The 24,414-nt window shown below is 69.1% G+C and carries 28 protein-coding genes and 3 riboswitches; of the genes, 11 read left to right on the forward strand and 17 right to left on the reverse strand.

The window, feature by feature from the left end; translation table 11 throughout:
- Positions 1 to 120: 120 nt before the first annotated feature.
- From DCS98_RS20945 to DCS98_RS20965, 5 genes are all read right to left on the reverse strand, one after another.
- Positions 121 to 399, reverse strand: coding sequence for a thioredoxin domain-containing protein (locus DCS98_RS20945; RefSeq protein WP_241038527.1), 279 nt, complete (start codon positions 397 to 399; stop codon positions 121 to 123).
- Positions 396 to 2,762: a heavy metal translocating P-type ATPase gene (locus DCS98_RS20950; RefSeq protein WP_116453426.1), complete on the reverse strand. Its 2,367-nt coding sequence runs from the start codon at positions 2,760 to 2,762 to the stop codon at positions 396 to 398. The genes DCS98_RS20945 and DCS98_RS20950 overlap by 4 nt, the downstream gene beginning before the upstream one ends.
- 89 nt (positions 2,763 to 2,851) lie before the next feature.
- Positions 2,852 to 3,034 carry a hypothetical protein gene (locus DCS98_RS20955; protein WP_116453427.1) on the reverse strand — a complete coding sequence of 61 codons (183 nt, stop codon included), beginning with the start codon at positions 3,032 to 3,034 and terminating at the stop codon, positions 2,852 to 2,854.
- Positions 3,035 to 3,095: 61 nt separating this feature from the next.
- Entirely contained in the window at positions 3,096 to 3,356 is a 261-nt protein-coding gene (locus DCS98_RS20960; RefSeq protein ID WP_116453428.1) for a cation transporter, read from the reverse strand.
- A 96-nt stretch (positions 3,357 to 3,452) separates the two neighbouring features.
- A complete protein-coding gene (locus DCS98_RS20965; protein WP_116453429.1) occupies positions 3,453 to 3,758 on the reverse strand; it encodes a metal-sensitive transcriptional regulator in 306 nt (101 codons plus the stop codon).
- A 736-nt stretch (positions 3,759 to 4,494) separates the two neighbouring features.
- Between DCS98_RS20965 and DCS98_RS20970 the strand changes: the two genes are divergently transcribed.
- Positions 4,495 to 4,902 (forward strand): four-helix bundle copper-binding protein, encoded by a 408-nt coding sequence (locus DCS98_RS20970; RefSeq protein ID WP_116453430.1) that lies wholly within the window; start codon positions 4,495 to 4,497, stop codon positions 4,900 to 4,902.
- A 64-nt stretch (positions 4,903 to 4,966) separates the two neighbouring features.
- On the opposite strand, the gene DCS98_RS20975 is transcribed toward DCS98_RS20970, so the two are convergent.
- Both DCS98_RS20975 and DCS98_RS20980 read right to left on the reverse strand, forming a co-directional pair.
- A complete protein-coding gene (locus DCS98_RS20975; RefSeq protein ID WP_164704693.1) occupies positions 4,967 to 5,851 on the reverse strand; it encodes a potassium channel family protein in 885 nt (294 codons plus the stop codon).
- A 150-nt stretch (positions 5,852 to 6,001) separates the two neighbouring features.
- Positions 6,002 to 6,382 (reverse strand): ArsR/SmtB family transcription factor, encoded by a 381-nt coding sequence (locus DCS98_RS20980; RefSeq protein ID WP_116453432.1) that lies wholly within the window; start codon positions 6,380 to 6,382, stop codon positions 6,002 to 6,004.
- 344 nt (positions 6,383 to 6,726) lie between these two features.
- Here DCS98_RS20980 and DCS98_RS20985 point away from each other — a divergent pair, with 344 nt between their 5' ends.
- Together DCS98_RS20985 and DCS98_RS20990 are read left to right on the forward strand one after the other, a co-directional pair.
- On the forward strand, positions 6,727 to 7,164 hold the full coding sequence (locus tag DCS98_RS20985) for a DUF305 domain-containing protein (protein WP_164704694.1): 438 nt from the start codon (positions 6,727 to 6,729) through the stop codon (positions 7,162 to 7,164).
- A gap of 269 nt (positions 7,165 to 7,433) precedes the next feature.
- Complete coding sequence (locus DCS98_RS20990) at positions 7,434 to 8,018, forward strand: C40 family peptidase (protein WP_241038532.1); 585 nt, start codon at positions 7,434 to 7,436, stop codon at positions 8,016 to 8,018.
- A gap of 120 nt (positions 8,019 to 8,138) precedes the next feature.
- On the opposite strand, the gene DCS98_RS20995 is transcribed toward DCS98_RS20990, so the two are convergent.
- The 4 genes from DCS98_RS20995 to DCS98_RS21010 all read right to left on the reverse strand — a co-directional run bounded on the left by DCS98_RS20995 (position 8,139) and on the right by DCS98_RS21010 (position 11,489).
- Entirely contained in the window at positions 8,139 to 9,002 is an 864-nt protein-coding gene (locus DCS98_RS20995) for a F510_1955 family glycosylhydrolase (protein ID WP_241038533.1), read from the reverse strand.
- A 205-nt stretch (positions 9,003 to 9,207) separates the two neighbouring features.
- The gene (locus DCS98_RS21000; RefSeq protein WP_116453435.1) at positions 9,208 to 9,819 is read right to left on the reverse strand and encodes a DUF305 domain-containing protein; all 612 of its coding nucleotides are present in this window, start codon (positions 9,817 to 9,819) and stop codon (positions 9,208 to 9,210) included.
- 83 nt (positions 9,820 to 9,902) lie between these two features.
- Positions 9,903 to 10,328, reverse strand: coding sequence for a DUF6153 family protein (locus DCS98_RS21005; protein ID WP_116453436.1), 426 nt, complete (start codon positions 10,326 to 10,328; stop codon positions 9,903 to 9,905).
- A 129-nt stretch (positions 10,329 to 10,457) separates the two neighbouring features.
- Entirely contained in the window at positions 10,458 to 11,489 is a 1,032-nt protein-coding gene (locus tag DCS98_RS21010) for a C40 family peptidase (RefSeq protein WP_241038534.1), read from the reverse strand.
- A 14-nt stretch (positions 11,490 to 11,503) separates the two neighbouring features.
- Positions 11,504 to 11,655, reverse strand: a riboswitch (cyclic di-AMP (ydaO/yuaA leader).
- Positions 11,656 to 11,925: 270 nt separating this feature from the next.
- Between DCS98_RS21010 and DCS98_RS21015 the strand changes: the two genes are divergently transcribed.
- The 3 genes from DCS98_RS21015 to DCS98_RS21025 all read left to right on the forward strand — a co-directional run bounded on the left by DCS98_RS21015 (position 11,926) and on the right by DCS98_RS21025 (position 14,008).
- Positions 11,926 to 12,288 (forward strand): BlaI/MecI/CopY family transcriptional regulator, encoded by a 363-nt coding sequence (locus DCS98_RS21015; RefSeq protein WP_116453437.1) that lies wholly within the window; start codon positions 11,926 to 11,928, stop codon positions 12,286 to 12,288.
- The gene (locus tag DCS98_RS21020) at positions 12,285 to 13,220 is read left to right on the forward strand and encodes a M56 family metallopeptidase (protein WP_164704695.1); all 936 of its coding nucleotides are present in this window, start codon (positions 12,285 to 12,287) and stop codon (positions 13,218 to 13,220) included. The genes DCS98_RS21015 and DCS98_RS21020 overlap by 4 nt, the downstream gene beginning before the upstream one ends.
- 191 nt (positions 13,221 to 13,411) lie before the next feature.
- Positions 13,412 to 14,008, forward strand: a complete 597-nt coding sequence (locus DCS98_RS21025) for a TVP38/TMEM64 family protein (protein ID WP_164704696.1) — start codon at positions 13,412 to 13,414, stop codon at positions 14,006 to 14,008.
- Here the strand turns inward: DCS98_RS21025 and DCS98_RS21030 are convergent.
- Positions 13,977 to 14,555: a TetR/AcrR family transcriptional regulator gene (locus DCS98_RS21030; RefSeq protein ID WP_116453440.1), complete on the reverse strand. Its 579-nt coding sequence runs from the start codon at positions 14,553 to 14,555 to the stop codon at positions 13,977 to 13,979. The genes DCS98_RS21025 and DCS98_RS21030 overlap by 32 nt on opposite strands.
- A gap of 114 nt (positions 14,556 to 14,669) precedes the next feature.
- On the opposite strand from DCS98_RS21030, the gene DCS98_RS21035 reads away from it, so the two are divergent.
- Together DCS98_RS21035 and DCS98_RS21040 are read left to right on the forward strand one after the other, a co-directional pair.
- Positions 14,670 to 14,900 carry a hypothetical protein gene (locus DCS98_RS21035; protein ID WP_164704690.1) on the forward strand — a complete coding sequence of 77 codons (231 nt, stop codon included), beginning with the start codon at positions 14,670 to 14,672 and terminating at the stop codon, positions 14,898 to 14,900.
- Positions 14,897 to 15,430, forward strand: coding sequence for a DUF2269 domain-containing protein (locus DCS98_RS21040; protein ID WP_116453442.1), 534 nt, complete (start codon positions 14,897 to 14,899; stop codon positions 15,428 to 15,430). The genes DCS98_RS21035 and DCS98_RS21040 overlap by 4 nt, the downstream gene beginning before the upstream one ends.
- Positions 15,431 to 15,759: 329 nt before the next feature.
- On the opposite strand, the gene DCS98_RS23170 is transcribed toward DCS98_RS21040, so the two are convergent.
- Complete coding sequence (locus tag DCS98_RS23170) at positions 15,760 to 16,512, reverse strand: VldE C-terminal domain-containing protein (protein ID WP_241038535.1); 753 nt, start codon at positions 16,510 to 16,512, stop codon at positions 15,760 to 15,762.
- Between the two features lie 164 nt (positions 16,513 to 16,676).
- Positions 16,677 to 16,831, reverse strand: a riboswitch (cyclic di-AMP (ydaO/yuaA leader).
- A gap of 276 nt (positions 16,832 to 17,107) precedes the next feature.
- Between DCS98_RS23170 and DCS98_RS23175 the strand changes: the two genes are divergently transcribed.
- Genes DCS98_RS23175 through DCS98_RS21055 form a run of 3 tightly spaced genes read left to right on the forward strand, consistent with a single transcriptional unit; the run spans position 17,108 to position 19,066 of the window.
- Positions 17,108 to 17,266: a hypothetical protein gene (locus tag DCS98_RS23175; RefSeq protein WP_164704697.1), complete on the forward strand. Its 159-nt coding sequence runs from the start codon at positions 17,108 to 17,110 to the stop codon at positions 17,264 to 17,266.
- Between the two features lie 43 nt (positions 17,267 to 17,309).
- Complete coding sequence (locus DCS98_RS23180) at positions 17,310 to 17,765, forward strand: cupredoxin domain-containing protein (RefSeq protein ID WP_164704698.1); 456 nt, start codon at positions 17,310 to 17,312, stop codon at positions 17,763 to 17,765.
- Positions 17,762 to 19,066, forward strand: coding sequence for a hypothetical protein (locus tag DCS98_RS21055; protein ID WP_116453443.1), 1,305 nt, complete (start codon positions 17,762 to 17,764; stop codon positions 19,064 to 19,066). The genes DCS98_RS23180 and DCS98_RS21055 overlap by 4 nt, the downstream gene beginning before the upstream one ends.
- Before the next feature lie 282 nt (positions 19,067 to 19,348).
- On the opposite strand, the gene DCS98_RS21060 is transcribed toward DCS98_RS21055, so the two are convergent.
- The 4 genes from DCS98_RS21060 to DCS98_RS21075 form a co-directional block, all read right to left on the reverse strand.
- Positions 19,349 to 20,149: an STAS domain-containing protein gene (locus tag DCS98_RS21060; RefSeq protein ID WP_116453444.1), complete on the reverse strand. Its 801-nt coding sequence runs from the start codon at positions 20,147 to 20,149 to the stop codon at positions 19,349 to 19,351.
- 126 nt (positions 20,150 to 20,275) lie between these two features.
- Positions 20,276 to 21,550: a peptidoglycan DD-metalloendopeptidase family protein gene (locus tag DCS98_RS21065; RefSeq protein ID WP_116453445.1), complete on the reverse strand. Its 1,275-nt coding sequence runs from the start codon at positions 21,548 to 21,550 to the stop codon at positions 20,276 to 20,278.
- Positions 21,551 to 21,845: 295 nt separating this feature from the next.
- Positions 21,846 to 23,102 carry a M23 family metallopeptidase gene (locus DCS98_RS21070; protein ID WP_241038536.1) on the reverse strand — a complete coding sequence of 419 codons (1,257 nt, stop codon included), beginning with the start codon at positions 23,100 to 23,102 and terminating at the stop codon, positions 21,846 to 21,848.
- Positions 23,103 to 23,113: 11 nt separating this feature from the next.
- Positions 23,114 to 23,273: riboswitch (cyclic di-AMP (ydaO/yuaA leader) on the reverse strand.
- A 187-nt stretch (positions 23,274 to 23,460) separates the two neighbouring features.
- Positions 23,461 to 24,381, reverse strand: a complete 921-nt coding sequence (locus tag DCS98_RS21075; RefSeq protein ID WP_164704699.1) for a cytochrome c oxidase assembly protein — start codon at positions 24,379 to 24,381, stop codon at positions 23,461 to 23,463.
- Positions 24,382 to 24,414: the final 33 nt, after the last annotated feature.

Here is a 24,414-nt window from a genome sequence, read left to right on the forward strand (position 1 = left end):
GAGGCGGCGGACGGGAAACATCCGCACTATCACACGGATATACGGGTGTCGCAGTGGACAGACGGTGACGGGAAGCCCGGGTACCCACGAGGGGCGGCACCAGACACGCCCGCCGGTCGGCTATCCGCGCGCGATGCCCAGGAAGTCAGGGAGCTCGGTGTCGCCGGGCTCCACGGTGTGGCTGCCGTCGGCTCGGACCAGAGTAGGGATCCATCGCCGGCCGTGCTGCAGCTCCCGGACGTAGGCCGTGGCGGCGGCGTCCTGTTCGACGTCGACGTACCGGTACGGCCGCCCGGGCCGCTCGAGCAGGACCCGGCTGCGGGGCACGTCCAGGCACCAGCCGCTCCCGTAGACCAGCAGCGTTACCCCGCCGGACTCCCCGTCGCCCGTCGGGGTCACGAGCGGACGGGACCTCCGGCCAGCGCCTGCTCCTCCACGGAGGCCGGGCCGCGGTCCACCGCCGCTCCCCCGTCGGTCCGGTTGGACGCCAGCGCCTTGAACCGCCGCAGCCGCAGGCTGTTCGAGACCACGAACACCGACGAGAAGGCCATCGCCGCACCCGCCAGCAGGGGGTTGAGCAGGCCGGCTGCGGCGAGCGGCAGCGCCGCGACGTTGTAGGCGAAGGCCCAGAAGAGGTTGCCCTTGATGGTGCTCAGGGTCTTCCGGGACAGCCGGATCGCATCCGCTGCGGCCCGCAGATCACCGCGGACCAGCGTCAGGTCGCTCGCCTCGATCGCGGCATCGGTTCCGGTCCCCATGGCCAGCCCCAGATCCGCCTGCGCGAGCGCGGCGGCGTCGTTGACGCCGTCCCCGACCATCGCGACGACCTTGCCCTCGGACTGAAGCCGCTTGACGACGTCGACCTTGTCCTGCGGCAAAACCTCGGCGATGACCTCGGTGATGCCCACCTGGGCGGCCACCGAGCGGGCCACGGCCTTGTTGTCGCCGGTCAGCAGCACCGGCGTCAGACCGAGGTCGCGGAGCTGACCGATGGCCTCGGACGACGTCTCCTTGATCGCGTCGGCCACGACGAGGATCCCGCGGGCCGCGCCGTCCCAGCCGGCCACGACCGCCGTCCGGCCCTCCGCCTCAGCGGCGGCCTTGGCGCTCTCGAGTTCGGCGGGCAGGTGCTGCGACCACTCGGCGAACAGCCGGGACCGGCCAACGATCACCGCGTGCCCCTCGACGACGCCCTGGACGCCCAGCCCCTCGACGTTCGTGAACCCGTCCACGGCAGGGAGGGCGCCCGTGCGCTCGGTGGCCCCCTTGGCGATCGCCTGGGCGATGGGGTGTTCGGAGGCGTCCTCCAACGCACCGGCCAGCCGCAGCAGCCGATCCACGTCCTCCCCGGCGGCGGGGATGACGTCGAGCAGGGTCATCCGCCCGGTGGTCACGGTGCCCGTCTTGTCCAGGACGACGGTGTCGACCTTGCGGGTGGACTCCAGGACCTCCGGGCCCTTGATGATGATGCCGAGCTGCGCGCCGCGACCGGTGCCGACCATCAGCGCGGTTGGCGTTGCCAGCCCGAGGGCGCACGGGCAGGCGATGATCAGGACGGCGACCGTGGCGGTGAACGCCGCCGCGATACCGGCTCCCGTGCCCAGCCAGAAGCCCAGGGTGGCGACGGCGAGGGCGATAACGATCGGCACGAAGATGCCCGACACCCGGTCGGCCAGCCGCTGGACCTCGGCCTTGCCGTTCTGGGCCTCCTCCACCAGCCGCGCCATCTGGGCGAGCTGGGTGTCGGAGCCGATGCGGGTCGCCCGGACGACGATGCGGCCACCGGCGTTCACGGTGGCACCGACCACGCTGTCCCCGGGACCGACCTCGACCGGGACGGACTCGCCCGTGAGCATCGAGGCGTCGACGGCCGAGGAACCCTCGGTGATCACGCCGTCGGTCGCGATCTTCTCCCCCGGGCGGACGACGAACAGGTCACCGACGGCGAGCCGGTCGACGGCGATCCGCTCCTCGCGCCCACCGCGCAGGACGGAGACCTCCTTGGCCCCCAGTTCCAGCAGTGCACGCAACGCCGCTCCGGCGCGGCGCTTGGACCGCGCCTCGAAATACCGGCCGGCGAGGATCGCCATGGTGACCCCGGCAGCGACCTCCAGGTAGATGTTGGCCGTGCCGTCGGTCTGCGCGATGGTCAGTTCGAACGGGTGCTTCATGCCCGGCATGCCGGCCGTACCGAAGAAGAGCGCGTACAGCGACCAGCCGAAGGCGGCCAGCGTGCCCATCGAGATGAGCGTGTCCATGGTGGAGGCGCCGTGGCGAAGGTTCGTCCACGCGGCCCGGTGGAAGGGAAGGGCACCCCAGACCACCACCGGGGCCGCGAGGGTCAGCGACAGCCACTGCCAGTAGTCGAACTGCAGCGCCGGGATCATCGCCATCGCGATGACGGGAACGGTCAGCGCGGTGGACACCAGGAGGCGCTGGCGCAGCGGCGCGACCGGATCGTTCCCGTCGGACTCCCCGCCGTCCGTGCCGGCCGTTTCCGGGCGCGGCGGCTCCGGCAGCCGGGCGCTGTAGCCGGCCTTCTCCACAGCCGCCACCAGGTCGTCGGGCGTGACGCCGTCGGCGAAGGTCACCTTCGCCTTCTCGGTGGCGTAGTTCACCGTGGCGGTGACCCCGTCGAGCTTGTTGAGCCGCTTTTCGATCCGCATGGCGCACGACGCACAGGTCATGCCGCCGATCGCGAGCTCGACCTGGTCACCGCCGTTCGGAGTCGGCGCTGTCGTGCTGTTCGTCGCGGAGCTCACTGGTTCTCCTCAAAATCGCTGTGGCGCTTCCTCCGGCGCGGGCCCCCGGAGGCCCGCCCGGACCAGGGCGCACACTCCGGGGGATCCGGTCAGCTGCCGGTGTCGCGGTCCATGTCCATGCCGTCGTGGCCTACGTCCGCCGGTGCCGGCGACTCGTTCCCGTCGGCTCTTGGCCCGACTGGGCCTACGGCACTCCCAACGCCGAGTGCGGCAACGAACACGACGGCCAGGCCGACTAGGTAGGCGCCGACCTTGGCGGCAGTGCTGTTCATGCCTACTCCTCCGCGATCGCGGTGCCAGGACGGCCGTTCGGTGTCCCGACCCGCCGTTTCGTCACTTGCAGCCGCAACCACAACCGGAGGACGTCGCCGCCGCGGGCTGCTCGACGGGGGTCTCGACCTCGTAGCCGGCCTCCTCGACGGCGGCCCGCACGGCGGCGTCGTCGACCGCGGCGTCACTCGTGACGGTGAGGCCGCCGGTGGCGAGGTCGACGTCTACGCCCGTGACACCGGGCACCTGCGTGACCTCCTCAGTCACGGAGCTGACGCAGTGCCCACAGGTCATGCCGACGACGGTGTAGGTGGAGGTGCTCATAGGGGTGTCCTCTCGGATCTCGTGTCGTTCTTGCTCTTCTTCTCGTACGCCGGGGCCGGTTCGGTCCCGGGAGTCCTCACGAACGCGGCGGGTGACTCAAGACCGGACGAGGCGAGCGATGGCCTCGGTGGCCTCGCGAAGCTTCGTCTCCGCCTCCGGCCCTCCCGCCGCGGCCGCCTCGACCACGCAGTGACTCATGTGCTCCTCGAGCAACCCGAGGGCGACCGACTGCAATGCCTTAGTCATGGCCGAGACCTGCGTGAGGATGTCGATGCAGTACTTCTCGTCCTCCACCATGCGCTGCAGCCCCCGAGCCTGGCCCTCGATGCGCCGCAGTCGCTTGAGGTAGTCGTCCTTGCGGTGGATGTAGCCGTGGGAGCCGACGCTCTCGATGTCTGCCATGACTTACCGCCTCGGTGTCTGCTTAGGTGTACCCGGTAGGGGTATGCCGCGACCAACATAGGCCGGCTTCTGCGTGGACGCAACCCGGGCTGAGGCCGGGAGGATGTCGGCGCCTGCTCGCCGCTGGGTGCCGGTCAGATGTCTCCTACTAAGAACGTTAGTCGCACAGTGACCCGGGTAGGCGCGCTAGGCAAGCCAGCGCGTCCACCACCGCAGGGATGCGCCACTACCGAGGGCAGCCGCATGGAATCCGTCAAGCGCGCGATAGCCGAGGTCACACCGTCCTCGGACGCAGCCGCCACGGAAGTGGGTGACCCGTCCACGACAATTGCCATGTCGGCGGCGATCCTGATTCCCACCATCGCAGCGGCATCGAGATGCTCGAGATGGCTGAGAGCAGTGCCGCGACCGCGGCGCTGCGGCACCTGACAGCTGGGCCCAGACCGATCAGGAGAAGGACCTTCCCGGCTCGAACAGATCATCAGCGCCACAGCGCGTCGGCCCATGCGCCTGGAGAGCCAGATTGAGCGCATGGAAACGCACCAGATGCAGACGCTGAGAGCGCGGCGTCGGCACGTGGTTCGAGCCGGTAGGGACGCACCTTCTCCATCGGGGATTCACCAGACCGCAAAGAAGCTGTGCACTATCCGCGTACTCGTACGGGTATGCGACCGAGATCGGCGCTTTTCGGCGGTGGAGATGGCCGCCCGCGCCGCCGTCGAGAGGAGTGAACGTCGTGAGCGTTGTTGCACAGATGCTGGAGACCTACCCGAAGGACCTGGGAGGGATCGACCGTCAGAAACTGCAGGAGTGCATCGAGGCCTGCTTCGAGTGCGCCCAGGCCTGCACGGCCTGCGCAGACGCCTGTCTCAGCGAGGACATGGTCGCCGAGCTCACCAAGTGCATCCGTAGCAACCTCGACTGTGCGGACGTCTGCGAGACAACGGGACGGGTCCTCTCCCGGCACACCGGCTACGACGCCAACCTCACCCGCGCCGTCCTGGAGGCCTGTGCCGCGGCATGCAAGGTCTGCGGCGACGAGTGCGACCGGCATGCCGGGATGCACGAGCACTGCCGCGTCTGCGCCGAGTCATGCCGCCGCTGTGAGGCGGCCTGCCGCGAGCTCATCAGTTCGCTCGGCTGAGACGTATCGCGAGGGCGTCCCCCGGCTCCGCACCGTCGTGGCGGTGGCGGGGGACGCACTGTAGTCAGGCTTGATCTTCCAGGCCTGTGGCGTCGGCACGGCCGAGGATCGTCGTCTCGCCGTGTTCTCGAGCGTAGGCCGCCAGCACCTCTTCGACGTCGCCGTCCGCCTGCACGAACTCCCGGCGCAGATGTTCAGCGAGGTCCTCCAGCGCACACGCTAGGTGTGTCGCCGCCAGGCGCACGTCGGCGCGGCCGCTGCGGCGACCGGCGGAGACCAGGTCCAGGGCGTACGGCAGGGTCGCCGGCATAGACGACCGGGCATCCTGGGATCGGAAGTAGTAGGTCTCCGCGTACTGGGTGAGGTCGACGCGCATCTGAGCCACCTGCCCGGCGAGGTCGGACAGCAGGATCGCCGCCATCGCGGAGTCCGCGTGCGGCAGGGCCTCGCGAAACCCGGACTGGTCCAGAGTCGTAAGCCGGGTGGCCAACGTTCGCCGGCGGTTGAGTGCGGGGTAGACCTGAAGCACCCATGTCACGGCGGCCGTCAGCAGCGAGAACCCAAGTAGGGCTTGGATCGGTGTCGCGACGCGGAGCCATCCCTCCGTCGGGACGAGGTCACCGAATCCCAGCGTGCTCGTAGTCGTCAACGACAGATAGAGGGCGTCCAGAAAGTCCGCACGCGCATCCGGGTTCAGCCCGGCGGAGTAGGAGAACTGGTCGATGTACGGCCAGTAGACCAGCGCGCCACCCAGGACCACTGCGCCGCCCCATGTGCCTATGACGGCCACCACGCCCAGGGGCCCGGCCAGCTCTGCGAGGCGCGTGGGTCCGCCAACCCACCGAGCCACCCGCCACGTCCCGGAGAGGATGAGCCGGCTGAGGCTCCCTTGACCCGCAGGATGGAAGAGCGTGTGGAACACGTCCCGGAGGACCAGCACCAGGAGCACGGCACCTAGAACGGGCGCCAGCATCACCATGGAGGACCTCCCGCTTCACACCGGTCGTGGCCATCCATCCTCGACGGGGCGCCGAGGGGTATGCGACGCAGGGCCGGCGCAGTCGGTGCTGCCGGCCGGGCCCGGCGCCAACCGGCTGGATCAGGCGTCTAACGGAGGCTGCCGCGAGAGCTCGATCAGTTGCCTGAGGCAGTGGTGTCTCAAAGGCTCGGGAAAGCCCTCGGCAAGGCGGTAATAGACGACCCGGCCCTCCTTACGACTGGACACGAATCCCGCCGTCCGCAGGAGTCGCAGCGCGTAGCTGACCGCATCCTCGCTGGCGTCGAGCGCCAGGGCCATGTCGCCCACGCACAGTTCGTCCACCTCGTCCAGCGCGTACAGGACCCGCGCCCGGGTCGGGTCGGCCAGCAAGCTGAGGACGCTCGTGAGCCGTGCGGCGTCCTCGCGGCCCGGAAGGCGACGACGCGCACGCGCCACCCGCTCCGGATCGACCGGATGCGCATGGGCGCTTCCCTCCGTCACACGGCGAGGCTAGGCCTTCGGACCGCGAGAGGCGTGTTCCTGAGGCGGGACGCCACACGGTTGTCCGCACATCCGTGCGGGTATCCGCGCGACATCGATCGGGAGGTAGACGACTTCACCGACGAACGGACCGGTATGGAAGGACGTTCATGTCGCATTCACGGAGTGCGCTTGGCCGACGTCGCGGAGCACGCAAGTCCAGGAACCTGTACCTGATTGCATTCGGGCTATTGCTCTCCACAGGAGTGCTGGTCGGATGCGGAGGCGACGACGGCGACTCGGCTAGTGCCTCGACGACGGCGTCCGACACATCAGGGTCTGAGTCCTCGGACGAGGAACCGGCCATGACCGACGCCATGTGGGCGGCCATGATGGTTCCTCACCACCGGATGGGCGTCGAGATGGCTCAGATGGCGGTCGAGAAGGCGGTCACGCCGGGAGTGCGCGAGGTCGCGCAACAGGCGGCCGAGGAACAGCGGGCGCAGATTCCGACGCTGCAGGAAATCGCCGACTCGGGTGGCCAGGAGGCGATGCCGCCCGAAGCCCCCTTGGAGGCTTTCAACCAGGAGCAGATGGCTCAACTGGAGGCGCTCTCCGGTGAGGAATTCGACCGCAAGTGGCTCGAGACATTCCGTAGCCACCACATGTCCGCGATCATGATGACGGACATCGCCATGTCGGGTACCGCAGGAGGCGAGGCCAAGACGCTCCAGCAGAAGATCCACGACGGCCAGCTGGAGCAGACGGAGACGATGAACGAACTCAGCCAGCAGCTGCAGTGAGCGATACAGCCGGGCCGCGCGTGTATTGCGGGCGGCCCGGCTCGCTTCGTTTGCGTTCCCAGCGGGGGCGCCAGGCCGCCACGAGGCGGTCGCGATCCGTCGCCGAATCTCCGGACAGGCAAGGCCGGCGAGCCTTCCACCACCGGCAGACCATGGTTACTAACGTGCTTAGTCGTGCGGCAACGCCAGGCGAAGCGCCCTCCCTGCAGCGGAGTCGAACACCAGGCCCCGAGGCCCGACGTGCTGCGGAGGGCGGTCCGATGGAGGGGATGACCCAGGTCCTGTCTCGGATCGCGGAGATTCGCGCACAGTTCCCCACACCAGTTCAGCCGACAGCTACCAGGTCCGTTTCCGCCTGGTCGTCCGCAGCCGCGGACGCGGGCCTGACGACCACCGGCGGGCAAGCGAACGGAGCGTCGGCAACATCCCTGGCGACGGACCCCGTCAGCGGGCTGGGTGCCGCTACCGACGGCTCCCCGGCAGGCCGGGCAGCGGCCGCAAAGGCCGCCGAGTACCTCGGCGTCCCCTATCTCTGGGGTGGGACGGACCCGACGAAGGGGCTCGATTGCTCGGGCTTCACCCAGCTGGTCTACAAGAGCCAGGGCGTCGACCTCCCCCGCGTGTCCGCCCAGCAGGCAACCGCGGGCCGAGCTGTCGCGTCGCTGAACGAAGCGCGCCCGGGCGACCTCCTGTTCTTCGACTACTCCCCCACTCGACCGGGGATCGATCACGTCGGCATCTACGTCGGCAACGGGGACATGATCGCCGCGCCACAGCCCGGCGACGTCGTCAAGGTGCAGCCCGTCGGCCAACCGACAGTCATCCGACGCGTTGTGCCAGACGGATCCGGCTAATGATCAGCCGACACCGCCTGCTCGACGGCTACACCCCGGGGGGACCGCGACGCAATCCTCGAAGAGGATGTTGTCGTGGCCTGCTGATCACCTCCCTGTGCTGACCCGCCGGCTACGCCGTCAGTGCTCCATGAGGACATCGAAGACCTGACCGCCGTCCACCGACTCCAGCAGCGCAGTGGTGGTGACAACGAGGATCCGCCAGGAGCCCTGTTCGAGACTGGCGGCGATGGCCTGAGGGGCAGCTCCGAGCCGGGGGCCCTCGTACCACGTGGCGCCCGCATCCGCACTCCTCCAGACCTGGCCGGAGGGATCGACCCCTACTACCGATATCGCGTCGGCCCAGTCGACGATCTGCAGCAGCGGTGCGCCGTCGACCGGATTCCACGACGCCCCTCCGTCCGGAGACCTGAGCAGGCCCTGCTGTGTGGTGGCCAGCACCGACCGTCCGTCCGGAGAAGCCGCCAGGGACGCCGGCTGGGCGGGGATCGTCAGCTCCTCCCACTCGTGGCCGTCGGCGCTCCGCACCAAGGTCCCGTCGTAGCCGAGGACGCCCGCCTCACCCACGGTCAGGGCGTGGAAGTCGGATTGCCCCTGTCGGGACAGCTCTCGCCAAGTACGCCCCCCGTCGGTGGACTCGATGAGTCCTACCGGCTGTGGAAGGTCCACGTCCGGTCCCGGGTGCCCTGACGCGACGAAGTGGTCGGGGCCGCGGACGGCGAATCCCATGAGATCGATGACGGGGCCGATGTGGGTGGTGTCCCCGTCGTCGCCGACTTCGAAGAGACCGTCGTGCGTGGCCAATAGGACCCGATCGCCCGAGGGATCGATCGCGACGCCGTGGATGTGCTCGAAGGCTGGGCCGTCGGCGTGCTCAGCTGCTTCGTGCTCCTCACTGGACGCGTCGGTGCAGGCGGCCAATGTCAAAGAGATCGCAGCAAGGCAACTCGTCCAGAGCAGGATTCGACGCTTGCGACGGGGCACGACAGGACTGAGGCGGCTCACATGGACCACTGTCCCCTTCCCCATTGATGCGAGTTGGGCGCGGAGCGAAGACAAGGGGCCTCCTCGAGACCGGCGACGATGATGGAAGGCGGGTGGCGCCGCCGACCCACGGCGACAGCGCCACCCGCCGGCGAAACGGGTGGCGCCGCCGACCCACGGCGACTGCGCCACCCGCTGACGGAGATCAGCCGCCGAGCTCGCTCAGCAGCGTCTCCATGTCCTCGATCTCGGCAGTCTGGGAGGCGACGATGTCCTCGGCCATCTGGACCGCATCGGGGTAGCTGCCGTCCTCGACCTCGGTCTGCGCCATCTCGACCGCGCCCCGGTGGTGCTCGATCATCATCTTGAGGAACATGCGGTCGAACTCGGCACCAGAGGCGGAGTCCAGGGCGGTCATGTCCTCTTCGGACATGCCCTCCATGTCCATGCCGCCGGAGCCGTGGTCCATGCCTCCCATGTCGTCCTCGGGCATGGGCTCACCCCACTCCTCGAGCCAGCCGGTCATGGTTGCGATCTCCGGTCCCTGCGCCGCCTCGATGCGGTCGGCCAGGTCCACGACCCTCTGGTCAGAGGCCCGGCCGTCCGCGAGCTGAGCCATGGCGACAGCGCCCTCGTGGTGCGGGAGCATCCCTTGGACGAACGTGACATCAGCGTCGTTGTGCTCGGCCGAGTCACTGGCCGAACTGCTGGCGTCTGCGCTGGAGGTCTCGCCGCCGTCGGAACAGCCGGCCAGAACAACGGCGCCTGCCAGGAGTCCACCGACGAGGCGGACGAGTCGTGCGGTTGTGCGGGTCATCAAAGTCTCCTGTGGTTGCGGTCTGAGGCGTGCGCTTACGACCCCGACCAGGCCCTTGGGCGGGCGGGGTGAAGGCGTTCGGCCTAGATCCGCAGGAGACAGAGAGCAGAGAGATCCGGTGGTCGCGGAAGTGTCGACCACGCTGCGCTCCACCGTGATGCGGGCGCTCGGGCCTGAACTGTGCGCGCCCAGGACGTGTTGATCATGGCGACGAGCCCCAGCAGGACCACACCGGTCAGCAGGACCGCGAGGCAGACGGCCCAGAAGGCGACGCCAGCCCCCGGCAGCGCGCCACCGTCCGCATCGGTGGCGACAACATCTGCCAGCGCCATCCCATGAAGAACGTTGCCGGCAACACCGAGGCCCACGTCCAGAGTGGCGGTCTCGGCAGGGGCGGCAACCCGCGCGTGCGCTGCCGCCGACATCCCGTGGCCGGAGTCGGCGTCGGCTGCTACGCACTGGACGCCGTGCATGGAGAACACGGCTGCGAGCAGCAGCAACGCCCACATGCGTCGCGCCAACGTGCCACCCCCTTCACGGCTGCACCCAGATTACTACGCCCCGTAGTACTGCATCGTCGGAAGCCGCCGGGCCGGGGCGGGCGCCCCTCCGCTCCCGTTCGTCGACGCGACCTTCGGTCAGACGATCCGCCGGGCCCCGGCGTATCCGGACATGTCGACCGACCCGACCTTCACTGGTTCGCCGAACGTCGACGCGTGCACCATCTGCCCGCCACCGATGTAGATGCCGATGTGGCTCACCGGGCTGTAGAAGTAGACGAGGTCACCGGGCTGCAGATCCGCCCTCGACACGGCCTGCCCCATGGCGGCCTGCAACCTGCTGGAGTGCGGGAGCGAGATGCCTGCGGCCGCGAAGGCGTACTGGGTCAGCCCCGAGCAGTCGAAAGAGTCCGGTCCCGCCGCGGCCCACACATAGGGATCCCCGAGCTGTGCCATGGCGGTGTCGACGGCGGTCTGTGCCGCGGCACTGTTGGCTACGACGACGCCGGGCGACGGGGCCGCTAGGGTCTGACCGCCATGCGCGGCGTCCGCCGCCTCCTGCTGGTCAGCGTTCAGTGCGGCGTACTGGGCCCGGTAGTCGGCAATTTCGGCCTGTAGCTCCGACTGCTGGGCCGCCACCTCGTCGACCTGCTGTTGGGCGTCTGCGGCAGCTCGCGCGGCCGTCGCCCGCGCTTCTTCAGCCGCAGCCTGAAGGGCGGACACCCGGTCGACCACGTCGCTGTGGTGACCGGCAACCGATTCGAGCAGAGCGACTCGGTCGACAAACTCCTCCGGCGATCCACTGGTCATGAACGCTTGGAGGGCGCTGAGTCCATCGCCGGCGTAAGCGGTTTGAGCGACAGTTGCCAGCTGGTCACTGAGCGCGGCCAGATCGGCCTCGGCGTTGGCGATGTCGGCCGTTGCCGCGGCAGCGGCGGCCTGCTGGATCTCCAGGTTCTCGCGCGCTTCGTTGAACGCCTCCGTCAGGACCTCGAGCTGGTGTCCGCGCTCGGCAACGAGCGACGCGGCGTCCTCTGCGGTGACGGGGTCGGCCGCTGCGGGGGCGGACGCGAGATCGACTCCGACCACGGCAACGACCGCCAGCAGCAGCGTCCGCTTCCTGAAGTGACGGGGCGACACGGACATGCGGATGCGATCGGTAGTCGCCACGGCGGGCGGCTCTCCTGTCTTCCAGTAGCCGCCTACCGAGTTAGCTGACGGGTTCGGGCTGGAAGACGCCCTACCTGCGGCCGTTGGCGCGCAGGATTCACCCCAGTACTCCGGTGGGTCCCCGGCCCCGGACGGTTACCCGTCGCGGGTTCGGCGGCGCCCGGACGGGCCCTCCTCTGGCGGGAGGGACGACTGCCGAACCGGACCACGCCAAACTAGGACCGTGACTCTCTCGTGACAACTATGTGGGACGGATAGTTGTCACGCGTTCGCGCCCCATCCCCAGCCGCCCCACAGGCCACAGGAGGCGAGCCGGCGCGGAGGCGCCCGTTAGTGTGCAGCGACCGAGCACCTGGGAAGTGCCCGCCCTAGCTTGGGAACCGGCGCACCGGTGGCGCTGCCATTGGGCGCGACTGCAGTCATAGAAGGAGAGCCCGTGCCACCGCTGGGCAAGCTCGAAGCGGCCGTCATGGGCCTTCTGTGGTCGGCGGGCCGCGCACTGACCGTTCGCGAGGTCCTGGAGCAGCTCCCCGCGCAGCGCAACCTCGCCTACACGACGATCATGACGGTGCTGAGCAATCTGCATCGCAAGGGCATGGTGGAGCGACAGCCGGTCGGCCGCGCGTACAGCTACTCCCCCGCGCTAAGTCGAGAAGCGGCCGCTGCGGCGTCCCTGCGCGAGATCCTCGACGCGTCGGAAGATCCGCGGTCCGTGCTGCTGCACTTCGCCGAGAATGCTTCGGACGAGGAATCCGAGGTGCTCCGGACCGGACTCAGCAAGCGGGATCCCGCGCCATGACGCCTCTCGTGGCGCTCAGTGTCGGCGGCATTCTGCTCGCCTGGCGCGGCCACCGGCTCCTGTCGTGGCTCGCGGGACGTCGCGTGGACCCGACGATCCTCCTCACTGGCTGGACAGCGTCGACTGTCGGCCTCGTCGCATCGCTGCTCGCCACGCTCAGCCTGGTGGCTCTCCCGGTCGGCGACCACCATTCGGGCGCTCTACGACTGGCCGGGGAGTGCTGGACAGCCATCTCTTCTGGCGTTGCGCCGGGCGCAGCCGCGACGATGGGTGGCATCGGCGTGATGACCGCCGCTGTCGTCGTCGTCAGGATCGCCTACGTCGTCCACGGCAGGTTCCGTCGTCGGCGTCGCAACGCCCCACACCTGCGACAACTACGAGCACTGGCCGCGGATTGCCGCGGGCAGGAGCCTCTGTGGATCGAGGACGAGCGCCCGATCGCGCTGTCCATCGGGGGGCGGGCCGGTCTGATCATCTTGAGCCGCGCGCTGCAGACCCATCTGACGCCGGCCGCCGTACGCGCGACTCTCGAGCACGAACGGGCGCACCTTCGGGGGCGCCACCACCTCATTCTGGCGGTCGTCGACACCTTGGCGACGGCGCTGCCCTGGTGCCCGCTCCTGCGAGCGGCGCCGGAAGCCGCGCGCGACCTCGTGGAACTGGCAGCGGATAGTCAGGCGGCGCGCCGCTGCGGAAAGCCTGCCGTGCGGGAAGCGCTGTCCCGGCTGACAGGCCATCCGATGCCCGCCGCAGCGCTTGCGATGGCCGGACGCCTGACGGAGGCGCGTCTCCAACGACTCTCTTCGGGGAGCCTGGGCGCCAGCGGGCTGAGCCGGCTAGCGGGCTGCTCGGCGATTGCGGCCGGCGCGCTCGTGTTGCCCGCCGCCACTGCCGGTCTGGCCGCCCGCATCGTGCTGTGCGCCTTCGGTTGACCCGTCCCGGCCCCACCGTGCGCATCCGGTGGCCTGAGCGCGCCCCTGACATTGAGCAGGCAGACCCGAGCGCACCGGCCACTCGGAAGGCGCGTTCGGGTTGGGCGTGGATTCGCCTCGGGGGGCTGACCGTCTTGCTGCTCGGCGCGGTGGTCGCGTCGACAGTCGCGGATCTTCCCAGCGTCCCGGTGATGCGGACGTGGCTGGAGGACGCCGGACCAGGGACGTGGCTCCTTCTGGCTCTGGGGCAGGCCCTTGCGCTGATGACCCCGATGCCGCGCTCGGCGATGTCCGTTCTGGTGGGCGCCGCGGCCGGATTCTGGGCCGGCCTTGCCCTGGTGGTCGCCGGTGGCTTGCTCGGTGGGTTTGGCGGCTTCGTTCTCAGCCGCGGGCTCGGGCGTGAGGCCGTTTCACGTGCGGGCAGCGAGCGTCTGCGCAGATTCGATGAGGCCCTCGATGAGCGCGGCTTCACCGCAGTGCTCCTCGCTCGCCTCATGCCGATGATCGCCTTTATGCTGGTGAGCTATGCCGCTGGGCTGAGTCGAATCCGACTGCTCCCCTACTTGCTCGGCACGGCGCTTGGCATCGTGCCCGGCTCCGTCATGTACGTGGCATTGGGAGCCTCGATGCCACTGTTCGTTTCGCGGGTTGGTCGCGAAGGAGTCGCAGGCTTCCTCGTCGCCGTTGTCGTCATAGCTCTCGGGTGCGCAGCCCTGAAACGTCGCGGCAGGCCGACAGGAGCTGGCGACAGAAAGCTCAGGACTGTGGGCGGAGTCCCGAGAGCGTAACTTCCACCAGTCGGTGGACGGCGTCCTCCGATGGGAGACCGCCTGCGGCCGTGAGGGCGTGAACGCAGAAGCTGGCGAGTTCCTCAGGGGATACGTCTCTCCTGAGTCGCCCGGCCTCAGCGACCTCGACGAGCAGGCCTTGGAACAGGCCGCCGATCTGCTGTTCCGCTCGGTCGACGATTTCATGCCGATGCAGAAGGGCGCCGAGCTCCTCGGTGCCGTGTTGTCCCCGGTGGTGACAGATGAGGGCGTACGCCGCCAGTACGGCCCTCAGTCGGCTCTCCGCCTCCCCTGGTTGATTCCCCAACTCGGCGAGATGACGAAGGTGCTCGGAGACGTGGCGCTCGTGGCGGGCGAACAGGATCGACTCGACGTCAGGGAAGTACTTGTACAGCGTCGCCCGGCCGATGCCGGACCTCTCGGCGATCTGGGACATGGTCACCGCCAGGAGCCCACGCTCGGTGACCAATCCCCACGTGGTGTCGAGGATCGTCTCCCGCACCACGTGGCGGTGCGCCTCGATCGTGTCTGTCCACAGCTTAGGCACCGGGAAAGCATACGGGTCGGCACGCCAGTGACACGATGTATCGAAATAGACAGATTGTCTCGATAAGGTCGCTCCGTCCGCTACCGAGCGGACATGACAGCGAAGGAAACGCAGATGACCGAGCCGACCCCTCTTTCCGACGCCGACCGCGGGACGCCGACACGCATGCCCCGCTGGGTGAGGGTCGCCGCCATCGTCGTTGGCCTCTTGATCCTGCTGTTCGTCGTCCTGCAGCTCACTGGCATCGGCGGGGAGCACGGTCCCGGCCGGCACATGTCGGGGTCCACGGCACCCGCGGTCCCGCTGTTGGCCGCCAGCTCCTCGGCCATCGGCACCGCGGTATGACTCTGGCCCCTCGCCCCCGCAAGGCGGTGTTGACGGCCCATGTCGCGTCGTCGGTGGGCTGGCTGGGCGCCGTCTTCGCCTACATAGCCCTCGATGTCACAGCTGTCCTCAGCCGTGACATCGAACGAGTTCGCTCGGCCTATCTCGCAATGGAGTTGACCGTCATCTACGCCATCGTTCCGCTGGCCCTCGCATCAGTGATCATCGGAATAGTCAACGCACTGGGCACGTCCTGGGGCTTGTTCCGTCACTACTGGGTGGTTGTGAAGCTCCTGCTCACCCTCGTGGCGACAACCGTCCTGTTGCTCGAGACCCGAACCATCCGCTCGTTGGCCGAAGCCGCGGGGACGGTTGCCGATCCTCGCGGACTGCCGGGCTCCCTCCCCCACTCCATCGGCGGTTCGGTGCTCCTCGTCGTCGTCACGATCCTCTCCCTCTACAAGCCGAGAGGGCTGACCCGGTACGGCTGGCGCAAGCAGCAAGACCAGAGGCGCAATCGGCGTGACCCAATTGATGCCGTGCCGGCGTAGAGCTCCATGCCCTGACTCGCCCAAGGTCGTGCAGACAGGCAGTGCTGACTCGTGGGGTCGCCGACTCTCCGGTGGCACAGATGGATGAGGACCCTGCGATCACATCGCGCCCGGGGCTCCCTACAGGCGGCTCGGGTCGCCAGGCCCCGACTGCGACTCCGTTGTGCACCCTGATCGCCTGAGCCAGCCGACACGAGGTGAGCATGGTGTTCGCACTCTGCCAACGGGGCGGGTCGATGGCGACGACATCTGGGCCGGGATGCACTGCAAGTTCCAGGCCGGTGGCACGTCATTGGCGACAGGCGCTGCCCATAGCCAAATGGCGCGGCTCAGCCCCGGTAGTTCACGTGCGGGTGGTCCATGTGATTGGCCGTGGCGTCCCCTCGGTCCTCCATGGACTTCCACGCGCCACCCGGCGAGTTGAGGATCCGCTGGCGATAGATGATGTACTCCACGCCCAGCGCGTCCCAGTTGGCGATGTGGTACTCGACGATCGCATTGCCCAGCGGGACGTTGCTGGTTCCCACTATGTAGTCCAGGGCGAGACCCGAGGGGTGACCACCCGGGTCCGTCGCGCTGGCTCGGGTGCCGCCGATGGTGATGCCGGCCGTCCCCGGAACGTTCGAGACCACCGCGTTCGCGGCGTTCTGGGCCACAGCCTTGACGGCGCCGGCACTATTGCTGATCTTGGCGAGGACGCTGGCAGCCACGGACGCGGCCGGCGCAGCGGGCGCAGCAGCGGCCGACGCAGCCTGTGCCGCGGCCTCCGCAGCCGCGGCCTCCGCAGCCGCAGCCGCCTCGGCGGCGGCCTTCGCCTCGGCCTCCGCCTGAGCTTTGGCGGCGGCTGCGGCCTCCTCGGCCTGGGCCTGAGCGGCCACGGCAGCGGCCTGCTCGGCATCGCGCTCGGACCGGCTGGCGGCCAGCTGCTCGAGCAGGTGGGGCTCCTCCATGGCCGGCGTGTCGACGCCCGATCCGTCGATACCAAGGGCGGCTGCGACCGCCACCGACGGCGAGTCGGTGGCGTTGGCGGCGGGTTCGCCTGACAGGAGGTTCACCAGAGCCAGCGAGCAGACGGTCGCCACGCCGAGGGCGTACGCGACCCGAGAGCTCGGGGCGGACCGAAGCCCGATCCTGCGGCGCCTGCCGTGACGCGTGCGCGGGGAAACGAGGAGGACCTCAGTGTCGACGGACTCGTCGAGGGGCTGTGCAGTGTGCGTGTTCAGGGGCGCCACAGTGGGCGGCTCTCCGTTTCTTCCTCGCCGCCTACCGAGTTAGCTGACGGGTTCGGGCCGGAAGTTGCCCTACCCGCGCGCCGTCCGGCGCGCAGGATTCACCCCAGAGGAACCATGGGTCCCCGGTCTGCAGCGGCATCGGCCGCACGCAGTTCGGCGGTGTCCAGCGGGGTCCTCATGTTCGAGGAGCGGGGCCCGGCAGACAGGTCACGAAATTATCACGACACGCCCGCCAGAGAGGGACGCTTCGGTCACATTTCCACGAGCAACGGGTGTCGAGGCAGTGATGTCTGGCGGTCGCCGAGACTTCTGGGATGCGTGCCGCGCCCATCGTGATGCCATCCGCGCAGGTCTCGCCTCGTTTGACATCTGACACCGTTCGATGTCGCATGTCCTAGTGCGAGTAGTAGAGGACGTCGACCCCTGGATCCCAGCCTCCGATTCGGTGCTCGCTGTAGACGGCCTCGCCGTCATCGGGACCATCGGCTTCTTCGGACCTGCCGCCGCCCTCCTCGCCATCGTGACCGTCGCGGTCATCCGCGATCGCCGCCTGGTTGCCCGCGACAACGAGGAAGCCGAGCAGCGCGAGAACCCCCTCGACTGAAGATCTGCCGCGAGCCACCGTCGTCGATTCTTGGAGTCAGTTCATGCTTGCCTTGACCACGCGGTCCGGCCGTCTGCATGCCGCCCTTCTCATTGCGACCACCGTCGTGCTCACTGGCTGCGCCGGGACGGACGAGCCGGACGCGGGCGCCGAAAGCAGCGCCCGTTCCTCGACCAGCGCACCGACGAGTGCGCCCCCCTCGGCGACGTCGGCCAACCCCAGCAGCGCGGCGCCCGCGGGTACGAACATCGCGGTCACGTACACAGGCGGCCAGGCCACCGGGAACACCGGCCGGATTCCGGTCACCGCCGGCGAGCAGGTGAACATCACCGTCATCAGCGATGTGGCTGACGCGCTCCACCTGCACGGCTACGACCTCTCCGCCCCCGTCGGCCCAGAGGCTCCCGGCACGTTGACGTTCCAGGCCACGATCCCCGGGGTCTTCGAGGTGGAGCTGGAGCAGCTCGGCACGCTCCTGTTCACCGTCCAGGTCGGATGACACTCCTCGCCCACGGGGTCGGCTCGAGAACCGACCTGCCGATCCCACTAGGGCTCGCGCTGTACGGCGGCGGGGCCGCCGTCCTGATCAGCTTCGCGGCGCTCCTGCTCTTCTGGCGCAAGCCCACGTTGGGCGACTCGTCCTCCGGCCGACCACTGGCGGCCGCAGTGCAGCGCGCCGCGGAAAGCCCGGCCCTGCGCCCGGTGCTCCAGACCATCGCGCTGACCGTCGCCACCTTTGTCACGGTCGTCGCCTTCGCCGGCCCGGACGAGACTTCCCGCAACATCGCGCCGTGGGCCGTCTACGTCACCTTCTGGGTGGGTCTCGTGCCCGCCAGCCTCTTGCTCGGACCTGTGTGGCGGATCGTCAACCCGCTGCGACTCGTCCACCGGGTGCTTCGGGGCATCGCAGGTCCTCCCCGCGGAGCGCGGGCCCTGCCCCGGCTGGGCCTCTGGCCCGCTGCCGCGTTCCTGGCAATCTTCGTGTGGCTCGAACTGGTCCCGCCGCAGCGGGCCGAGCCATCAACGGTCGCCTGGTTCCTGGTGATGTATGCCGCGGTCCAAACGGCAGCCGCGCTCTGGTTCGGCGAGGGCTGGTTCGCCCGTGGTGACGGGTTCGAGGTGTACTCGACGCTGCTGGGCCGCCTCTCGCCGTTCGCACGACGGGAAGACGGGCGCCTGGTGTTCCGCAACCCGCTGACCAACGTCCTCACCACGCCCGCCGAGCCGGGCCTCGCCGCGGTCGTCGTCGTGCTGCTCGGCTCCACCGCCTTCGACGGCCTGTCCCGAACGGTCTACTGGCAGACCGGCCCGGGCGAAGCGAACGACGCCCTGTCCGGCACCCTGGGGCTGGTCGCGATGATCGCGCTCGTCGCCCTGCTCTACCTGGTGGGTACCCGCCTGTCCGGTCGCCTCAGTCACCTGCCCCTAGGACCGCAACCACGCCTCTTCGCCGCGACGGTGATCCCGATTGCTCTCGGCTACACGATCGCGCACTACTTCAGCCTCCTGCTTCTCGACGGTCAGACGACGTGGATCCTCGCAAGCAACCCGCTCGGCCTCGACGGGGTCGATCTGTTCGGGACCTACGACAACCGAGTTGACCTCACCGCCGTGTCCGCGGACACGATCGCCTACGTCCAGGTCGGCGGCGTGGTCACCGGACACGTCCTGGGCGTGACACTGGCACATGAGCAGGCTCTACGCGTGGCACCGCGAGCGCCGGCCTCCGACCAACTGCCATTGGTGGTCGTGATGGTGATGTTCACTTTCGGCGGCCTCGGGCTTCTCTTCGGCTTCTGACTCCCGGCGCGTACCATGCACCTGCACGAAGCTCCGGCCCCTTGGACTGCGGACGGCGAGTGCCGGGTCCGCCGCAGGTCGCCTGAGAGGCGGACCCAGTCGTTCCTCCTTGCGTGCCGACGTGGAGCGGGAGCTGATGGGGAGCCTCGCCTACCCAGCCGGCGATGCCGAGCACGAAGGCGGTGGCTCCTACCGGACGCTCCCGCAGCGCGCTATCAGCGGGATCGCCTGAGGCGCGCTGACGTCGATGGCACGGCGTGCGGGTGGTGGACGCGTGTCGGATCAGCCCTCCCGGTGAAACACCGACGTCATCCCCATGACCGCCAGCATCTGGTCGAAATAGGCGCTCTCGCCACGGATGACCGGGCGGCCTCCGGCTGCGAGGCTGCGCTTCGCCCATCGCTGTAACGGTGGGAAGGCCTGGGAGTCGATGTAGGTCAGGCCCCGGACGTCGATCGCCAGGACCGCCAGCTCCCGCAGGCGTCGCTGGAGCCCCATCCGATCGACGACTGACGCGTCCACCTCACCGCGAAGATGGAGGACCCAACCGCCCTCTTCCTCCACGGCGGAGATGGAGCCTTGCGCCGCGGGGCTGGTGGCGGCGGCTTCTTCGGTCCGCCCGACATGGGCCGGCAGCTGGGCCAACTCAACGTCCACGACTCCTTGCACCACGCGCTGCATCGCCTTCCGTCGAATCGCGTGCAGCAGCCGGTTGCCGCTCTTCGGCTCGTGCGTCACGGTCACCGTGACGTTTGTGCGACCTGTCTCCGCGTCGGCGAGTTCGATGCGGGTCTCCCACGTCTCCGGCCGCCATTCGAGCCGAGTCGCGACGCATCGCTGTTCGACCAACTCGACGATCTCCCCACGGACCGCATCGTCCGGCGGCGGCCCGCCGTTCAACTGTCCCCGGACACACACGAACACGGTCCCCTTGGACAGAACGGCGCCGGCCGGGGCATCCCGGTCCTCCGCGAAGACATAGGAGACGTCGCAGACGGGGCAGTACGGGGAGCGAGCGGTCAGGGCCTCCCACACCGCCTGCCGAGCGAATGGAACCTCGCGTGCACCTGAGGCGGTCGTCATCCCGTGCGCTCAACTCCAACGATCGTCCGACGTCCCGACGGCTTACTAGTGAGACTAGTAGGACCGGGTGCCGACCGAATCGGCATGCCAGCACGAGGCTGTGCCGCCCCGCAGTCGATGGAGACGTCAGCCCCCGCAGGCACCCAACTGGATACCCCGGGCGTTCAGCCACGGCACCGGATTCGCCGCTCCGCTGTACATCGCTCCGCTCGGATGGACCTCGAAGTGCACGTGCGGACCCGTCGAATTGCCCCGGTTTCCCACCTCCGCGATCTGCTGACCTGCTACGACACGCTCGCCGGCGCGGACGAAGTAGTCGTTGATGTGCCCGTACACGTACACGGCGCCGTCATCGCCCAGCAGGTAGACGGCCAGCCCGAAGCCGGTCGCTGATCCTGCGCGCTGGACGGTCCCGGAGATGGGCGCGTACAGCGGCGTGCCGATCGGAGACGCCACGTCCAGGCCGTTGTGCGAGGTGCCCCAGCGGGCACCGAAGCAACTCGTGATGCGTCCGGAGAAGGGCGCGACGTAGGCGGTCGACCGGCCGACTGCACCACCGTTGCTGTTGTTCCGCGCCGCCGCAGCCGCCTCGGCCGCCGCGGCGGCGGACCTCTGCGCTGCCGCCAGTGCAGCTGCCTCTTCGGCCTGCTTCTGCGCCATGTACTGCTCGTAGGCGTTGCGGGCGCCCTGCAGCTCGAGCAACTTGATCTGCGCGGCCTGCAGCTCCGCTTCGTGCGCAGCCTTCTGCTCGGCCACTGCGGCGTAGGCCGTCTCCTGGGCGGCCAGCTGAGCGTCGGCCTGCGCCTTGGCGACCCGCGCCACCTCCTCGGCTGCCACCGTCTCGTCGCGAGCCGCGCGCGCGGCGGAGTCGGCGTTGGCCTGAGCCACCTTGGCGACCTGGAGCTGACCGAGCACGTCCACCTCGTTGGCCGCGACGTAGTCCAGCAGCGCGGCCCGCTGGATCAGCTCCCCCGGGCCGTCGGCGTCCAGCAGCGCGGCCGTCGTGGAGAGCATCGACCCGTTCATGTAGCTGTCGCGGGAGAACTGTTCGATGCGAACCTTCGCAGCCGAGACCGCATTCGCGGCCTCCTGCAGTTCCGACGCGGTTCGCTCAGCCGCCGACTGCGCCTGCAGAAGGGCCTCCTCGGCCAGCAGGTAGGCGGTTCCGGCAGCCTCGGCCTCGATACCGACCCTCTCGAGCTCAGCCTCCGCGACCGCGACCAGGCCGGCGATGCGGCCGACTTCGGCGGCTGCGGACTGCTGCTCCGTTTGTGCGGCGCTGATCTGCCCATCTGTGGGGTTCGGAGGTGGAGGCGCGGCGAGCGTGGGCGCCGCGGACCCGACCTGGACAGCGCCGATCAGCACTGCGCTGGTCAGCGCACCGACCAGCGCGGTCCGCATTCGCAGGCGACGGGCAGGCCGACCCACCGTCGGCAAGTGTCGGCGGGGCCGGCCTGGGCTGCCGGAGGCAGCAGACCGGAACGCACGGCGGTGGGACATGGGGCTCCCTGGGGAAGAGGGCGGGCAGAAGAGCCCGTGCAGAGTCCCACTATCACCGGTAGTAGCAAAGGCAACACGCTGCACAACCGCCACACCGGGTTGGTCACGTTCTGATGCAGGCCCGTCTCCGGAGCGTCACCTTTCAGCTCCGTCGCGCACGGGTCGCTTCCTGTTCCCCACGCGCCTCAGCCGACGTTCAGCAGCCGCCACCGAGCGTGATTCCGCGAGCACTCAGCCAGGGCGCAGGGTTGACGCGGTTCTGGTACAGCCCGCCCTGGTGGGTCTCGAAGTGCAGGTGGGAGCCCGTCGACTGCCCTCGGTTGCCGACCTCGGCGACCTGCTGGCCTGCGGCCACCTGTTGGCCTGCACTCACGAAGTACTGGTTGATGTGGCCGTACAGGGTGATGGTCCCGTCGGCATGCTGGATGTACACGGCGAGGCCGAACCCGTTGGCCGGCCCCGCGTCCAGAACCACCCCGGAGGCAGGGGCGTAGATCGGGGTTCCGATGGGGGCGGCGATGTCCACACCGTTGTGCATGGCGCCCGATCGGCTGCCGTAGCAGGAGGTGACCCGACCGGCGACGAGGGCGGCGCTACCCGCGCGGGCCGCGGCGAGTTCCGCGCGCTGCTGCGCGTCCCGCACAGCCGACGGATCCGCTACTCCCTGCGCGGCCAGCAGACTGATCTCCGCGTCACGGAGTTGCTGGTCGAGGGCCGCCTTCTGGCCGGCGACGGCGTCGTAGGCCTGCTGCGATGCGACGAGCTGCGCCTGCGCCGCAGCCTCAGCCTCAGCTGTCGCCCGCGCGGCCGCATCGCGTTCGGTGACCGCAGTCCGCGCCACCTGCTCGGCCCGCTGCTGTCGACCCTCGATGACCTCGAACTCCTCGAGCCGCTGAGCTCGACTCTCGCCAAGGATGTCCAGCGTCGCGGCGCGATCCATCAACTCTTCGGGACCGCCGGCCGCCAAGAGCGCAGCTGCCTCCCCAAGGGGGTCGGCGCCCATGAAGGCTTCCCGACCCAGAGAGGCGACGTCCTCCTGAGCCGCGTCGACGGCCGCTCGCGCCGCATCAAGCTCGACTGCCGCGGTAGCCGCCTGCGTCTCCGCCTCCGAGAGAGCGGCCTGCGCGAGGCGGGATGCGTCGGCCGCGGCCTCCGCCTCGACGGTGAATCGCTCCAGGTCCCTCTCCGCCGCCGCCACCAACCCTGAGATCCGTTCGATCTCAACAGCCAGGACGTCCTGCTCGGATTGCCGAGTGGCCGGAGCAGACATCGCCGTCGCATCCGACAGACCGACGACCAGCAGTGTCGTGGCGACGACCAGGCAGGTACGCCGCTGATGAGTGCGGACGGTTCCGAACTCGAGGCGGCGCCTACGCCTCCTTCGCCGCGGGTCGGAGGCGTAGGCGGACGGGGCTTCGGGCGCGCCGACGGATGGGTTGAGCAGGGTCGCCAAGGCGGCGAATCTCCATTCTTCCTCGCCGCCTACCGAGTTAGCTGACGGGTTCGGGCGGGAAGGCGCCCTACTCGTGTGCGCCGTCTCCGGGTCACACGAGATTCACCCCAGGAACCATGGGTCCCCGGTCTGCACGGCCGCGTGGCGCGGGCAGTTCGGCGGTGTCCGACCGAGGCTCTCCGGTTGAGTCGCGCGGCTCGGTAGGACCGGACGAAACCGTAGTACGAAGCAGCTTAGTTGTCACGGCCCGATAACGGTGCCAGAGGAACCGGTTCGCACCCGTACCAGCGAGACAGATCCAGGCGAGATGGTTCGACGGGCTCGGAGTGAGGCTGAGGAGGGTCGGGCCGGCTGCCTGCTACCTGCGGCGAGAGCCCTCGGCCAGCCGCCGCAGATGAGCGTTGTAGGCCTCGAGGTCGGCGTCGACTCGACGATCACTCACCTTTGTCCGCGTCTCCTCCGAGCGGGTCCACTGCAGGTAGACGATGGCGAAGGCGATGATGCTGGGCACCTCGCCGAAGCCCCAGATGATGTTGCCGGCCGCCAGCTGGTCGGTCATGACGTCGACCCCCCAGCCCTGAGGCGGATTCGCAAAGGTCCGGACGACTGGACTGCTGGCCATCATGAGCGCCACCGCGAAAAAGGCGTGCAGCGGACCGGGCAGCACCAGCTCGACGATGCGGATGGGAGGCGAGGCGCGGTGCGGCCACGGACCGAGCGCGAAGGCTCCGCCGAAGGCCAGCAGTCCGGTGCCGAGGAAGAAGAGCAGCATGAGGACGTTCCCCCACCAGCTGCGCATCAGGTAGTCGAATGTGGGCGTGAAGTAGAAGCCGTAGAGGCTGCCCACGAAGATGACGGTCGTCACGACGGGATGGGCCAGCACGTGCGCCGTCCTGCTGCGCAGCGCCCGGTACAGGATTCCCCGAACGAAACCGCCCCAGCCGCGGCGCGGCAGAGCCCGGATCGCCAGGCTCAACGGGGCGCCCAGCATCAGGAGCATCGCCGCGAGGACAGTCAGCGCCATCTTCTGGAGCATGTGGATCGAGAACAACATCATCGCGTAGCCCATGACCTGGGTGGCGGTGACGAGGAGCACGGTCATGACCCCGGCGACGAATGCCGCGGTGCGATGCCACGGCCAAGGGAGTCCCCGGCGCCGCAGTGCCCGGACACCCAGCAGGTACGCGATGAGCGCGAGCACCGCCAGCCCGGGCACGATCGACGTTGCGTCGAACTGCGGAGTGAGTAGCCGCAGCAGGGTGGGCGGCTCGGTGGGCATCCGCATCAATCCGCCCGAGTGGGGATGACCTCC

Origin of the sequence: Blastococcus litoris (genome assembly GCF_003075095.1) — a bacterium.
Classification (GTDB): Bacteria; Actinomycetota; Actinomycetes; order Mycobacteriales; family Geodermatophilaceae; genus Blastococcus_B; species Blastococcus_B litoris.